Source organism: Microbacterium sp., assembly GCF_036566905.1.
Lineage (GTDB): Bacteria > Actinomycetota > Actinomycetes > Actinomycetales > Microbacteriaceae > Microbacterium.
On sequence record NZ_DATCVK010000063.1, the window covers coordinates 38,144 to 51,398 of the forward strand.

The window sequence follows — 13,255 nt, forward strand, 5'->3', positions numbered from 1 at the left end:
AAACGGACACACTCGATTGATAGGATGGGTGCACCATGCCTGAGCACTCCGAGCGCACGCTCATCATCGTGCCCGCGTGGAACGAGTCCAGGAACGTCGGCAACACTGTGCGTGAGATCCTTGATCAGTTCGTCGACTACGACGTCGTGGTCGTCGACGACGGATCCACCGACGACACCGCCCAGGTCGCGCGCGACGCCGGCGCCCGGGTGCTGGTTCTTCCGTTCAACATGGGGGTCGGTGGCGCGATGCGCACGGGCTTCACCTTCGCCCAGCGTCTCGGATATCGGCAGGCCATACAGGTGGATGCCGACGGGCAGCACAATCCACGGGACATCCCCCTGGTCCTGGCGGGTCTGCAACATGCCGACATCTCGATCGGGGCGCGATTCGCCGATGTCGGCGACTACCAGGCGAAGGGTCCGAGGCGCTGGGCGATGGTGTTCCTCGCCAACGTGCTCACACGCGTGGCGAAAACGCGTCTCACCGATGTCACGAGCGGCTTCCGGGCCGCGAACCGGCGGGCGATCGATCAGTACGTCCACTATTACCCGGCCGAATATCTGGGGGACACAGTGGATTCACTCGTGAGCGCCATTCACTCGGGGCTGTCGGTGACCCAGGTTCCGGTGGCCATGCGGGCTCGTGTGCACGGGAAGCCCAGCCAGAATCCCGTCGGCTCCACGATCTACCTGCTGCGCTCCGTCTTCGCTCTGTCCCTCGCGCTGATGCGCGGTCGCCGTCGCTCCACGGAGGCGAGCGCGTGATCGTCATCGCCGGGATCGGGCTGGCGCTGCTGGTCCTCACCATCATCATCGCGCTGCTCCTTCGCCGCCAGCTGCGCGAGAAGTACGCGACCCTGTGGCTGCTGATCGGGATCGTGATCCTGATCCTCGCGATCTTCCCCGGCCTCCTGATCGGACTGAGCACAGCGCTCGGGGTTGCAGTTCCGTCGAACCTCATCTTCGCCCTGGCGCTGGTCCTGCTGATCGGCGTTGCGCTCCATCTGTCGTGGGAGTTGTCCCAGGCCGAGGATGAGATCCGTCGTTCAGCGGAGGAGCTCGCGATCCTGCGGACGCAGCACGACGACGTGGAGCAGCGGCTCGCCCGGCTCGAGGGCGAGAGGGACGACGCATCACGCTCTGGCGAGTTCGGCGCCGATGAGTGAGCGGACCGGCAGGTCCGCACTGGTCGTAGGGGCAGCAGCCGCAGTCGCCGCACTCTCCGGCATCCTGTTCCTGGCGATCTCCGCACGATCACTCAGCACGGAGCACAACACCGCGTTCCTGACGTACTGGGCTGCCCTCTTCGCGGTGTTCGCGGTGCTGTCGGGTATTCAGAACGAGATGACGCGCGCCGTCCGTGCGGATCGCGGCCTCGAGAGGGAGGGGCCTCGGGCGACCTCGCCACTCACGGCCGGTCTTCTCGTCGGGGCGGGTGCGGCGATCGTCGTGATGCTCCTCTTCCCGCTGTGGCAAGCGGTCTTCGTCGGGATCGGCGGTGCGCTTGTGCCCATGCTCCTGGTCGCCGCAGCGGCATTCCTCTATGCCGGCCATGTCGCGACCGTGGGAACGCTGGCGGGGCTCGGGCGCTGGAACGGGTTCGCGGGGCTGAGCGCGGGGGAGTCGCTTGTGCGCCTCGCCCTCGCAGCGGGTGCGGCACTCCTCGGGTGGGGATTCATCGGCTTCGAGGCCGCAGCGGCGGCGGGCACGGCCACCTGGCTGGTCGTGACGACGCTCCTTCCGCGTTGGCGGGTGCTGTGGGGGATCCGCATCCAGCTGCGGCTCGGCGCGCTCCTCAAGCGGGTCGCGAACGCGATGGCTGCTGCGGGTGCGACCGCCCTGCTGGTGACCGGGTTTCCGCTGCTGATGAGTCTCACGACGGATCCGGCCGCCTATGCTCTCGCTGCGCCGTTGATCGTCGCCGTGTCGGTCACCAGGGCGCCGTTGCTCATCCCTGTCACGGCGTTCCAGTCCATGGTGATCGCGTCGTTCGTGGCCCACCCGGAACGCGCCCGATCCTCCCTGCTCAAGCTGGTCGGTGCTGTCGTCGCCGTCGCCGTCGTCGGTGGCGCGCTCGCAGCCCTGGTCGGCCCCTGGCTGATGCGGCTGGTCTTCGGGCCTGCCTACGGGAACTCACCGCTCGTACTCGCGATGCTGGTGGTCGCTGCGGCCTTCCTGGCGCTGCTGGTGCTCGGGGGGTCCGTTGCGCTCGCGCTGGACGCGCACACGGTGAACACGGTGGGGTGGTACCTCGCCCTGGCGGTCTCCGTCGCGATCATGCTCTCGCCGGCCGACCTGGCGACACGCACGATCCTCGCGCTGTCGATCGGCCCGTTGGTGGGGTCGGCGTTCCACTTCACCTTCGTCCTGCGCGCGCTCCGGCGCCGCACCAGGGAGGATGCCTGATGCCGCGCACGAGCGTGATCCTGCCGATGTTCAACGCCGCGTCCACGGTCGAACGGGCGTTGCGCTCGGTGCTCTCCCAGAGCGATCCTGATCTGGAGCTCGTCGCCGTGGACGACGGCTCGACCGACGACACGCCGACACTGCTTCAGGCTGTGCACGATGGGCGCCTGCGAGTGGTCACGCACGCCGCGAACCAGGGCATCTCAGCGGCGCGGAACACCGCGTTGCGCGCAGCGGTCGGCGACTTCGTGGCATTCCTCGACGCGGACGATGCATGGGAACCCGACTTCCTCCTGCGCATGCATGCCGCGAGGGGGGATGCCGACGCCGCGATCTGCGGGCGCACCGTCGTGCTCCCCGACGGCACCGAGCGCAACGCCCATTCGCCCCGTCTGGGTTCGATGAGCGGCGACATCGCCGCGTCGCGGATGATGACGGGCGAGATCACCCCCTTTCCATGGGACAAGGTGATCCGTCGATCGGCGTTCGCCGGCGTGTGGTATCCGGAAGACGTCCACCGCTTCGAGGACCAAGTCGTCGGCGTGATCGCGCTATCCCGGACTCGTTCCGTGGTCTCCATCCCCGACGCGCTCACCCGCTACCACGTCGGCGGGGGCACGCTGACCTGGGGACGCGTCCCGAAGATCTCGGAGGCCGAGAGTGCGCTTGCGCATCTGGAGACTTCCCTCGGCGAATGGCTCGACGATCCACGTCGCCGCAGCGCGTTCCGCGTCTGCCGGACCCTCTTCCTGATGCTGACCGCGCAGTCCGCGATGCGTTCCGGCGACGATGCTGCGGCCGCCGAGGTGCTGGCCGGCTGCCGACGGCGGATCGATCTCCCCATGCTCGCTTCGACCCTGCGCCGTCGGCCGGTGTTCGGGGTCGGAGCACTGATCCTCAAGACGATGCCAGGCATCTACCGGAGGCTGTTCACCGCGTACGTCAAGCGCCAGTACGCGCTCAGCTGATCAGCGCGCTTCCGCTCGGATATCGCCGAAAGCTCGGACCTTCCCTCGAGACCAGCGGATGGTAGGACGTTCGATGAGGAACCACGAGATCACGGCCATGGCTGCCGTCGCCACGACCAGCACGGCGAGGAAGATCGGCAGGGGAGCGCCGGCCCAGCCGAACAGGCACAGCATCTGCGTCAGGGGGAAACCCCAGACATAGACGCCGTACGAGAAGTCGTGGACTTGGAAGAGCTTCGGCGAAGGCAGACGCGCGCCGATCCAGATCAGGATGTAGGTCAGTAACGGCGCTGCGATCTGGCCACCGAAGGACGGGAACACCAGTATCAGCGCCACCGTGGCGACGGCGCTCGCGAGCGCACCCCACCAGACAAGTGGGAACCTGTCGCCGAGACGCTCGCGGATCATGAACACGAGCGCGCCGCCGAAGAAGAACGGCAGCAGTCGCCCGAACTGGACGACGTCGAACGCGATGCCGCTGAGCAGGACCGCGAACTGGTCGTTCCACACCTTGAGCGCGCACGTGGCGATGAACGCCGCGAGCATCGGCCAGATACTGCGACGGACCACGGGCAGCACGAGGAAGAATCCGACCAGCAGGTAGGCGCAGAATTCGTAGTAGAGGCTCCACAGTGAGCCGTTCCAGGCGTACTGGTACGGCACATTCGCCAGGGTTCCCGCCACCGAGTAGTCCTTCATGACCAACCAGGCGTTGGCCACCACGTAGCTCGCGGGGGTGTTCGGGGTGGTCAGGAAACCGGAGAGGGTGCCGTTCTGCACGTGGTAGGCGATAGGCGCGAGCAGGAACGCCGTGATGATGTTGACGAAGAAGAAGGCCGGGAACAGGCGGGCGATGCGGTTGATGAGGTAGCGGCCGCCATCTGATCGGAGGCGGGCGCCGGTGATCAGATAGCCCGAGATCATGAAGAACCCGAACACCGCCCAGCCGCCGACGGATTCGCCTGGCGTCAGCTCAACCCCCTCGCCACGGCCGGTGAGGGGAAAGACATGGTGAACGAGCACCATCGCAGCCATCACCAGGCGCAGGAGATTCAGAGAGTTGTCCCGTGGGTCGATCCAGCGCCGGTCGGCCTCCCTCATTTCAGCAGGCTCCGCTCCGCCATCTCTTTCAGCGAACGCTCATAGCTGCTCTCCTCGACCGGTTCGGTGAGCACCCACTCGACGAACCGGGCGACACCCGTGGGGAAGTCGGTCTGTGGTTCGTACGCGAGCACCTCGCGCAGAACACTGGTATCGGCGACGTTGTGGCGGATGTCGCCGAGGCGGTAATTGCCCGTCACGGTGGTCGGCACCTCGGTGCCGAACGCGGCGAACAGCGAAGCGACCACCTCGTTCACGGTCGTGGCGACGCCACTGCCGACGTTGATGGTGCGGCCGGCTGCCTCAGGCATCGTCGAAGCACGGAACGTCGACTCCACGACGTCGTCGATGTAGACGAAGTCGCGGCTCTCGAGGCCGTCCTCGAAGATGTTGATCGGCTTCGCCTGGCGGATGAGGGTCGAGAAGATCGAGAGGATGCCCGTATACGGGTTCTTCAAGGACTGCCCTGGCCCGTACACGTTCTGGTATCGCAGTGCGACGCCTTCGACGCCGATCGTCGGCGCGACCGTCATCACGAGGGATTCCTGCATCTGCTTGGTGATGCCGTAGACCGACGACGGGTGCAGCTTCGCACGCTCGTCGGTCGGGACCGTCTCGACCGGCCCCTCGCCGGGCATGTGCACGTCGAAGTCGCCGGCGGCCATCTGGGCGTCGGCGCGGTGCGGGGGATACACGATCCGGCCATCCGCTGTGCGATATGCGCCTTCGCCATAGATCGAGCGCGACGACGCGATGACGAGTCGCTTGACCTCGTGCGGCTCGTTGGTGAGGAGGTCGAGCAGCTTGGCAGTTCCGCCGACATTCGCCTCGACGTACCGGTCGATCTCGTACATCGACTGACCGGTGCCGGTCTCCGCTGCGAGATGTACGACGATCGCCGCACCGTTCAGCGCGCGGCGCAGGTCGTCGCTGGAGGTGACAGTGCCCTGGATCACCGTCGCTACGCCGTCCAGGGAACGCAGCAGAGCGGACGTGTTCGTCGGGTCCTCGCCGTGCACCTGGGGAATCAGCGAATCGAGCACGGTCACAGTGTGGCCGGCGTCGACGAAGCGACGTGCGAGCCGGGTGCCGATGAAGCCTGCGCCGCCGGTGATGAGCACGTGTTCGGGCATGCGTGGTCTCCTGGAAGAAGGGGACGCGCGTTCTGATCGCCGCGCGCGAGTCTAGAGGGCGAAGATATGCGCCAGCGTCGATTGTAGCCCGGCGGCAGATCCGTGCCTGATCACCCCTGGAAGTTCCGCGACGCCATGCAGTCGGGACATCACGCGCATGCGCGCCGTGGTTGCTGTCCGTCGCCATCCCTTGGAGTTCGCGAGCGCGCGCGCCTGCGCGTAGTAGATGCGTTCGTCGCGGAAACGACGACCGTCCAGGAGCGTCTTCTGCGAAGCGCTCGCGCCGTGGCGCCGATACGAGAAAGCCAGCGTGGGGTTGTACGCCAAGCACCCGCCCTCGAACGCGACATCCATCAACAGCGCGAGGTCCTGGATGATGGGCAGGCCCTCGCGGAAATCGATTCGCCGGAGCGTCTCAGTGCGGAAGGTGAGAGAGGGCCAGTAGAGCCAGTCGCCTCTGATGAGGCTCGTCGCCATGGCCTCACCACGGAGGACGGCGACGCCCTGCCCGTTGCGAGGGGCGAGGAGGCCGGTCTTGACGCGGTCCACGAGGGGCCGTACGACCACCCCGTGCTCGTCGATCACCTCGACGCCGGGTTGAATGACGTCGGCGTCGGGGACTGCGGCGATGGTCGCGAAGATCACGTCGAGATAGTTCGCCTGCAGAAGGTCGTCGCAGCCGAGGATGGTGATGTGATCCGATGTCGCCTGTCGGATCGCCTCACGGTAGTTCTCGGTGATGCCGAGGTTCACCTCGTTGCGCACATACGTGACCCGTTCGTCGTCGAGCTCGGCGAACCACTCCGCGACCGTCTCGTCCGGGTAGCAGTCGTCTATGACGATGAGTCGCCAGTCGGGATTGTGCTGGGCACGGACGGACTCGACAGTCAGATAGAGCAGACCGGGGTCGCCCCAGAAGGGTACGAAGATCTCGTGTGTCATGGCGCGACGAGCCTACGAGATCAGCCTGAGAGTCGCGCTGGCGTCGCGGGCGATTCTCGGAGGGCCCTCCGGCGTGCGTAGACTTCCAGGTCGGCGGTGAGTTCCGCCGACCGCGCAAAGCGCCCGGTTAGACCGACCAGAAAGTGCCTGCCGCATGGATCTGCTCATCGTCGGCTCCGGATTCTTCGGCCTGACCATTGCGGAGCGAGCCGCGGCTTCCGGGCGGAAGGTCACGGTGATCGACCGCCGCCGCCACATCGGCGGGAATGCGTACAGTGAAGCCGAACCCACGACGGGGATCGAGGTCCACCGATACGGTGCGCACCTCTTCCACACCTCCAACCCGGGCGTCTGGGAGTACGTGAACCGGTTCACGACATTCACCGACTACGTGCACCGCGTCTACACGAACCACAAGGGCGTCGTGTTCCCGCTGCCGATCAACCTCGGCACGATCAACCAGTTCTTCCAGGCGGCCTATTCGCCCGCGGAAGCGCGGATGCTGGTGCATGAGCTGGCCGGGGAGTTCGACACGAAGGATGCTGCGAACCTCGAAGAGAAGGCGATCGCCCTCATCGGGCGACCTCTCTACGAAGCATTCATCCGCGACTACACGGGCAAGCAGTGGCAGACCGACCCGAAGGACCTGCCGGCCGAGGTCATCAGCAGGCTCCCGGTCCGCTACAACTACGACAACCGCTACTTCAACGACACGTGGGAGGGGTTGCCCGCGGACGGCTATACCGCCTGGCTGGAACGGATGGCCGACCACCCCAACATCGATGTGAAGCTCGACACCGACTTCTTCGATGAGGGGCAGCCCCTCAGCAAGAACGCCACGGTGGGGCAGGTGCCCATCGTGTACACGGGCCCCGTCGATCGCTACTTCGACTACGCCGAAGGCGCTCTGTCATGGCGGACGCTCGACTTCGAGCAAGAGGTACTCGAAGTCGGTGACTTCCAGGGCACTCCGGTCATGAATTACGCCGACGCGGAAGTCCCGTATACGCGCATCCATGAATTCAAGCACTTCCACCCTGAGCGGGCGGACCGCTATCCGACCGACAAGACCGTGATCATGCGCGAGTTCTCGCGCTTCGCGTCGCACGACGATGAGCCGTACTATCCGGTCAACACCCCACAGGATCGGGCGGGACTGATCGCGTACCGCGAGCTCGCGAAGGGGGAGCAGGACGTGCTGTTCGGAGGCCGGCTGGGCACATACCAGTACCTCGACATGCATATGGCCATCGGCTCGGCGCTGTCGATGTGGAACAACCAGCTGGCGTGACGCGCCCGCATAGACTCGTCACCGTGACCACAGCCGCCGTCGGCGCCCCCGGATCGCCCCGGCGCTACCTCCACTCGCTGTGGCTGCTGTCCGCGCGCGATCTCAAGGTGCGCTACTCCACGAGCGCGCTGGGCTACCTGTGGTCGGTGCTTGATCCGCTCGTCATGAGTGCGATCTACTGGTTCGTGTTCACGCAGGTCTTCCAGCGCACGGTCGGGCATGAGCCGTACATCGTCTTCCTCATCACCGCGCTGCTGCCGTGGGTCTGGTTCAACTCGTCGGTGTCGGACTTCACCCGTGCGTTCAACAAGGATGCCCGGCTCGTGCGTTCGACCGCGATCCCGCGGTCCATCTGGGTCAACCGCATCGTGCTGTCCAAGGGGGTCGAGTTCCTCTGCTCCCTTCCCGTGCTGGCGCTCTTCGTCGTCATCTCGCAGTTCACGGAGATTCCCGCTCAGCTGAACTCGGGACTGCTCTGGGTCCCGGTCGCCATCCTGCTCCAGACTGTCCTCCTCGTCGGCCTCGGGCTGCTGGTCGCTCCTCTGTGCGTCATCTGGAGCGACTTGGAGCGCACGACGAAGCTCATCCTGCGCGCACTGTTCTATGCGTCGCCGGTGATCTACGGGGTTGAAGACCTGCCCGGAGCGTTCGAGACGCTTGCGGCATTCAATCCGCTCTCCGGGATCTTCGCCCTCTACCGCGTCGGGTTCTTCGCCGACGAGTGGGATGCCTGGGTCATCGGGATCGGCGCGATCATGTCATTCCTCTTCCTCGCGCTCGGGATCTTCACGTTCCGGCGGCTCGAGCGTCCCGTCCTGAAGGAGCTGTGATGACGGCATCCGGTCTCGCGATCGAGGTGCAGGGCCTCGGCGTCCGGTTCCGGCGGAATCGGCGGGGGCGCCGCAGCATCAAGGACCTGTTCTCCGACTCGTCGCGACGCTCGAAGCCCGGGGAGTTCTGGGCGCTGCGCGACGTCAGCTTCGACGTGAAGCCGGGCGAGTCGATCGGCGTCGTCGGCCGCAACGGGCAGGGCAAATCGACGCTCCTCAAGCTCGTCGCGGGCGTACTTCTCGCCGACGAAGGAACCGTCTCCGTCAACGGGGGTGTGGCGCCATTGATCGAGATCACCGGCGGGTTCGTCGGCGACCTCACTGTGCGCGAGAATGTGCGCCTCACCTCTGGACTGCATGGGATGTCGAAGGCAGAGGTCTCGCGCCGCTTCGACGGCATCATCGACTTCGCCGAGCTCGAGGACTTCATCGACACCCCCTACAAACACCTCAGCAACGGCATGAAGGTGCGGCTGGCGTTCGCTGTCGTGTCGCAGCTCGAGGAACCGATTCTGCTGGTCGACGAGGTGCTGGCCGTGGGCGACAAGGCGTTCCGCGAGAAGTGCTACCGGCGCATCGACGAGCTGCTGGCCGATGGGCGCACGCTGTTCTTCGTGTCGCACAGTGAGCGCGACCTGCGCCGTTTCTGCACGCGCGGTCTGTATCTCGACAAGCATCGACTGGCGATGGATGCCTCGATCAACGAGGTGCTCGACCGCTACAACGCGGACTATCCGACTGGTTCCTGAGGGTCAGGCCTCCGCCGTCGCCGCCTGAAGCGGCGGCATCGGCTGCCACGAGGCGTCCTTCGCGATCTTGCGTCCGTCCCGCAGACCGCGGAAGAGGTTCGACGTTCCCCGCACGGTGCGCTCGACGAACAGCAGGCGGATCAGCTCCTTGCCGAACGTCAGGCTCGTGCCCACTCCGAACAGGACCGGGTTGTAGACGCCCAGTGTGCGGTAGTACTTCTTGATGTATGCCCGGTTGCGCATGATGTAGTAGCGGTAGGCGTTGCTCGAGGCGTTCATGTGGCGGATGCCCATGTCCCACTGCTTGATCTCACGCGTGCGCCGCAGCACGAACTCGTCGACGATGACCGACGTCGTCTTGCGCGAGGCGAGCCAGCCGTACATCTGGTCGTCCCAGTAGATGAAGAACCGGGGGTCGGGCAGACCGATCTGCTGAACGATGTCGCGGTGGATGAACATCCCCTCGAAGCATCCCGAGTTCATCGGCTTGTAGCCGGAATCGTCGAACTCCGCGGGGGCGAAGGGAATGGGGATGGCCAGCGGCTCGGCGACACGGTACTGCCAGTAGAAGGCGCTGCCGTCGTAGTCGTACCGGCGGCCCTGGATGCTCTTGAACCGGGGCGCCCACTTGCCCATCTTCGCGAGCCCGTCGGGGAGCACCTCGACGTCGTCGTCCATCAGCCAGATCCACTGCGAGCCGAGTTCGTAGGCGACGCGCATTCCCTCGCTGAACCCGCCGGAGCCGCCGGTGTTGGTCTCCATGCGGCGGTACACGAGGGTTGCGGGCTCGAGGCTCTCACGGAACGACTCGACGACATCGGTCGTGTCGTCGGTCGACGCGTTGTCGATCACGACGATGTGCCCGGGCTTGGGATCCATCTCGATGAGGCTCGTGAGCAGGCGCCTGAGAAGTCCCGAGCGGTTGTAGGTCACGACGGCGATCGTCGCAGTAGCGGGATCGAAAGGGGACGTGGGCACAGAGGTCACAGGGGAGATTCTCCGAGTGCGAAGTAGAGGGGCCGTAGATGCGTCGGCCGAGTGCAAAGCCTACCTGGTCGGGGTGTCAGCCCCGGTCAGCCTTGCGCGAGCGGCCGCGGCCACGGCCCGCTCCACGCGCACCGTCACGACCTGGCCGGTCATCGACGACGCCAGTACGCGGAGGCTGACCTCTGCCACATGCTCCGGCTCGAGCAGGCTCGACACCGGCTCCGTGCCGAACGCGGATGACCGCATCGGCGTGCGCGTACGCTGCGGGTTGATGCAGTTGATCCGCACACCGCTCGCGGTCCATTCCTCGGCAAGCGCCTGAGTGAGGTTCACGACGGCGGCTTTGCTCGCCGAGTAGACGCCGTAGTTGGCGCGCCCGCGAGTGTATGAGCTGGACGTGAAGAGCAGGACCTGCCCTTGGGTTGCGGTGAGATACTTGTGAGCGGCACGTGAGACGATCACCGGGGCCAGGAAGTTGGTCTCGATCGTCGTCTCGACATCACGGATCTTGGTGTCGGTCAATGCGCCCATCTGCAGCATCCCGGCGGTCAGGACGACCGCGTCGATCCTCCCCTCGGCCTCGAAGACATCCTTGAGCGCGCGCTTGACGAGCCCACGGGAGCGTACATCGGTCTGCGTCGTCGAGCGGCTGAACTCATGGACGCGCGCACCGCACTCTCGCGCGAGTTCGACGATGCTCCGACCGATGCCGTAGCTTCCGCCGAACACCACAAGAACCTTGTCGGAGAGGTCGGGCAGATCCTCCGTTTCAGCGGACAGGCTCTCCGACTGCAGCTGGAACAGCTTGTCGGCGATGTGCACATCGATCGGCTCGGTCACCTTCATGTTCTGAGCCGTGCCGTCCACCACGAAGATCGGCACATCGGGGAGGTAGGTGAAGACGACGCCGCAGTCGTCCGTCGCGTGGAATGATCTGTCCTCGCCCGCGAGCTCGTACGCACGTTTGATCGTGCCGAGGCGGAATGCCTGGGGGGTCTGCCCTCGTCGGAGTTGCGACCTCTCCGGGATCGCGGTGATGTGCGAGGCGGAGTCGACTTCGATGATGGTGTCGGCCGAAGCGATGGCGGTGTCGACGGCGTCGTAATCGTCGAGTGCATCGACGCAATCACGCAGGATCCGGTCGTCCACGAACGGCCTGACAGCATCGTGGAAGAGCACCTTGGTCTCGGCATCGTCGCCCAGCACGGCAAGAGCCGCCTGAGTCGAGTCATTCCGCGTGGCCCCGCCAGGGATGATGCGGCTCAGCTTGGGGAACCGTTCCGAATCCAGCAGCGAGTCGAGTTCATGGATCGCGCCGGCGTTCATGACGATCATGACCTCGTCGATGTATGGGCTGGCGTTCATGATCTCGACCGTGTGCTCGACGATCGCTTTCCCCGCGATCTTGATGAGCTGCTTGGGGATGCCCAGGCCGACGCGCACGCCGATGCCGCCTGCGAGGATCACCGCGACGGTTCGAGGCTTGGTGGTCATATCGGGCTTCTCTTCCTTCGGGTGGATGTTCTCAGCCGCTCCTCGATCGAGGCGATGACGACCTCGGGTGCAGCGGTGACGACATCCGCGGGGGCGTAGCCCAAGTTCGAGTCAGGGGCGATGGCGGTGGCCGCCAGATCGAGGGTCGTCGCTGCGATCAGATCCACCGCCGCGGATTCCAATGAGGCCGTTTCGGCGCGTCCGAGCGCGCGATCCAAGATCGCGACGCCGAGCCAGCGTCGGTGCGTCCCCTGGGGATGGCTGACCGCCACCTTCTCTGCGAGGGCGGCGGAACTGATGACAACGGCAGCGTTCAGCATCGTCAGCACCTGCCGGCGGGAGATCGCGCCCAACGAAGCCGTCGCGGCTATCGGCAGCGTGACGAGTACGCGGCCGTGCAGACGCGCGCGAGCGGTCAGCTCCGCAACCGTGCGCGCCGGAAGTCCGGTGGGAACGATCACCCACAGATCCCGAGTTCTCAGCGCGGCGACGAGCCGAAGTGCACCGATGCGGCTCGCCCAGGTGGCTCGTGCGTGCCGGACGATGGATCGAGCACGCCAGGATAGGGACGAGCGCTGACGAGAGAGCGGACTCCATCGTGCGAGCGATGCCCCGGCCGGCAGGATGGCCGCTCGGGGATCCACAGCGGAGCGCGGCAACCACGCGATCCACTCGACGATGTGCTTCTGGCCGAAGTAGTCGGGAACGCGACGCTTGGCGTCGGGGGCGATTGGCGGTGGCGGAGCACCCGCCACGGTCATCCATCGGCATTCGACGCGGTCCTGCCGGACACGGGTCACAAACGGTCCCGCCGGCGGGAGGTCACCGCCCTTGAGCGCGCGGAGCAGGAACCTCGTCTCAAGGCCGAGCGGAGTCGCGTTGTACCCGTCGATTGCCGCGTTGTCCACGTACTGCAGGCACGCGCGTGTCACGCGAAGCACTTCCGCGCGCTGCCCGTCGTCGAGTGCGGCACCGTAAGTGGAGCCGCGTGTCTGGGCATCGAACAGCCACCGGTACTCGTAGAGGAGGACGTGCTGCAACCACACCGGAGCAGCCCCGAGGCGGGCGTGCTGCAACCGGGGCAAGTACCCGTCCCGGAACCGATCGATGTAGGTTGCCGGGCGGCGACGGTATCCGTCCACCGCAGAGGTCCCAGCGGCTCGCCTCCGGTAGAGATAACGCGCGCCGGCCACGAGCCCCACCTGCGGAGCCCGGCTGAGCGAGAGGAACCAGTCGGCGACGAACAGTGCATCCTCGGACGCATGAAGCCCCACCGTGAAGCGGATGCCGGCACTGATCAACCGTGATCGGGGGAAGAATGCGGTCGCGACGTTGAGGAGGATGACGTCGGG

The 13,255-nt window shown here is 65.9% G+C and carries 13 protein-coding genes; 7 read left to right on the forward strand and 6 right to left on the reverse strand.

The genetic code is table 11. From position 1 onward, the window contains the following. The first annotated feature begins 35 nt into the window (after window positions 1–35). Genes VIP82_RS05560 through VIP82_RS05575 form a run of 4 tightly spaced genes read left to right on the forward strand, consistent with a single transcriptional unit; the run spans window position 36 to window position 3,376 of the window. On the forward strand, window positions 36–767 hold the full coding sequence (locus VIP82_RS05560; protein WP_331906480.1) for a glycosyltransferase family 2 protein: 732 nt from the start codon (window positions 36–38) through the stop codon (window positions 765–767). Next, the gene (locus VIP82_RS05565) at window positions 764–1,168 is read left to right on the forward strand and encodes a DUF2304 domain-containing protein (RefSeq protein ID WP_331906482.1); all 405 of its coding nucleotides are present in this window, start codon (window positions 764–766) and stop codon (window positions 1,166–1,168) included. The genes VIP82_RS05560 and VIP82_RS05565 overlap by 4 nt, the downstream gene beginning before the upstream one ends. Continuing rightward, window positions 1,161–2,408, forward strand: a complete 1,248-nt coding sequence (locus VIP82_RS05570; protein WP_331906484.1) for a hypothetical protein — start codon at window positions 1,161–1,163, stop codon at window positions 2,406–2,408. The genes VIP82_RS05565 and VIP82_RS05570 overlap by 8 nt, the downstream gene beginning before the upstream one ends. Next, window positions 2,408–3,376 carry a glycosyltransferase family 2 protein gene (locus VIP82_RS05575; RefSeq protein WP_331906486.1) on the forward strand — a complete coding sequence of 323 codons (969 nt, stop codon included), beginning with the start codon at window positions 2,408–2,410 and terminating at the stop codon, window positions 3,374–3,376. Before VIP82_RS05570 ends, VIP82_RS05575 begins: the two co-directional genes overlap by 1 nt. Here the strand turns inward: VIP82_RS05575 and VIP82_RS05580 are convergent, their stop codons facing one another. From VIP82_RS05580 to VIP82_RS05590, 3 genes are read right to left on the reverse strand one after another with little or no spacing between them, the layout of a single operon-like run. Next, entirely contained in the window at window positions 3,377–4,477 is a 1,101-nt protein-coding gene (locus tag VIP82_RS05580; protein WP_331906488.1) for an acyltransferase family protein, read from the reverse strand. It lies immediately after the preceding gene. After that, on the reverse strand, window positions 4,474–5,610 hold the full coding sequence (locus VIP82_RS05585) for an NAD-dependent epimerase/dehydratase family protein (protein ID WP_331906490.1): 1,137 nt from the start codon (window positions 5,608–5,610) through the stop codon (window positions 4,474–4,476). The genes VIP82_RS05580 and VIP82_RS05585 overlap by 4 nt, the downstream gene beginning before the upstream one ends. A gap of 51 nt (window positions 5,611–5,661) precedes the next feature. Further along, window positions 5,662–6,552: a glycosyltransferase gene (locus VIP82_RS05590; protein WP_331906492.1), complete on the reverse strand. Its 891-nt coding sequence runs from the start codon at window positions 6,550–6,552 to the stop codon at window positions 5,662–5,664. A 154-nt stretch (window positions 6,553–6,706) separates the two neighbouring features. Here VIP82_RS05590 and glf point away from each other — a divergent pair, with 154 nt between their 5' ends. Genes glf through VIP82_RS05605 form a run of 3 tightly spaced genes read left to right on the forward strand, consistent with a single transcriptional unit; the run spans window position 6,707 to window position 9,422 of the window. Continuing rightward, entirely contained in the window at window positions 6,707–7,843 is a 1,137-nt protein-coding gene (glf, locus tag VIP82_RS05595) for a UDP-galactopyranose mutase (protein ID WP_331906494.1), read from the forward strand. A 23-nt stretch (window positions 7,844–7,866) separates the two neighbouring features. Next, entirely contained in the window at window positions 7,867–8,673 is an 807-nt protein-coding gene (locus VIP82_RS05600) for an ABC transporter permease (RefSeq protein WP_331906496.1), read from the forward strand. After that, window positions 8,673–9,422: an ABC transporter ATP-binding protein gene (locus tag VIP82_RS05605; protein WP_331906498.1), complete on the forward strand. Its 750-nt coding sequence runs from the start codon at window positions 8,673–8,675 to the stop codon at window positions 9,420–9,422. The genes VIP82_RS05600 and VIP82_RS05605 overlap by 1 nt, the downstream gene beginning before the upstream one ends. A gap of 3 nt (window positions 9,423–9,425) precedes the next feature. Here the strand turns inward: VIP82_RS05605 and VIP82_RS05610 are convergent, their stop codons facing one another. The 3 genes from VIP82_RS05610 to VIP82_RS05620 are packed head-to-tail and all read right to left on the reverse strand — an operon-like array spanning window position 9,426 to window position 13,096. Continuing rightward, window positions 9,426–10,409, reverse strand: coding sequence for a glycosyltransferase family 2 protein (locus tag VIP82_RS05610; protein WP_331906500.1), 984 nt, complete (start codon window positions 10,407–10,409; stop codon window positions 9,426–9,428). A gap of 60 nt (window positions 10,410–10,469) precedes the next feature. After that, the gene (locus VIP82_RS05615) at window positions 10,470–11,903 is read right to left on the reverse strand and encodes an SDR family NAD(P)-dependent oxidoreductase (protein WP_331906502.1); all 1,434 of its coding nucleotides are present in this window, start codon (window positions 11,901–11,903) and stop codon (window positions 10,470–10,472) included. Further along, window positions 11,900–13,096 carry a hypothetical protein gene (locus tag VIP82_RS05620; protein WP_331906504.1) on the reverse strand — a complete coding sequence of 399 codons (1,197 nt, stop codon included), beginning with the start codon at window positions 13,094–13,096 and terminating at the stop codon, window positions 11,900–11,902. Before VIP82_RS05620 ends, VIP82_RS05615 begins: the two co-directional genes overlap by 4 nt. Window positions 13,097–13,255 lie beyond the last annotated feature (159 nt).

What these genes read in the sequence shown, in the direction of transcription:
- VIP82_RS05560 (WP_331906480.1), top strand. Translation starts at nt 36, where the DNA reads ATGCCTGAGCACTCCGAGCGCACGCTCATCATCGTGCCCGCGTGGAAC.
- VIP82_RS05570 (WP_331906484.1), top strand. Translation starts at nt 1,161, where the DNA reads ATGAGTGAGCGGACCGGCAGGTCCGCACTGGTCGTAGGGGCAGCAGCC.
- VIP82_RS05575 (WP_331906486.1), top strand. Translation starts at nt 2,408, where the DNA reads ATGCCGCGCACGAGCGTGATCCTGCCGATGTTCAACGCCGCGTCCACG.
- VIP82_RS05580 (WP_331906488.1), bottom strand. Translation starts at nt 4,477, where the DNA reads ATGAGGGAGGCCGACCGGCGCTGGATCGACCCACGGGACAACTCTCTG.
- VIP82_RS05585 (WP_331906490.1), bottom strand. Translation starts at nt 5,610, where the DNA reads ATGCCCGAACACGTGCTCATCACCGGCGGCGCAGGCTTCATCGGCACC.
- VIP82_RS05590 (WP_331906492.1), bottom strand. Translation starts at nt 6,552, where the DNA reads ATGACACACGAGATCTTCGTACCCTTCTGGGGCGACCCCGGTCTGCTC.
- glf (WP_331906494.1), top strand. Translation starts at nt 6,707, where the DNA reads ATGGATCTGCTCATCGTCGGCTCCGGATTCTTCGGCCTGACCATTGCG.
- VIP82_RS05605 (WP_331906498.1), top strand. Translation starts at nt 8,673, where the DNA reads ATGACGGCATCCGGTCTCGCGATCGAGGTGCAGGGCCTCGGCGTCCGG.
- VIP82_RS05615 (WP_331906502.1), bottom strand. Translation starts at nt 11,903, where the DNA reads ATGACCACCAAGCCTCGAACCGTCGCGGTGATCCTCGCAGGCGGCATC.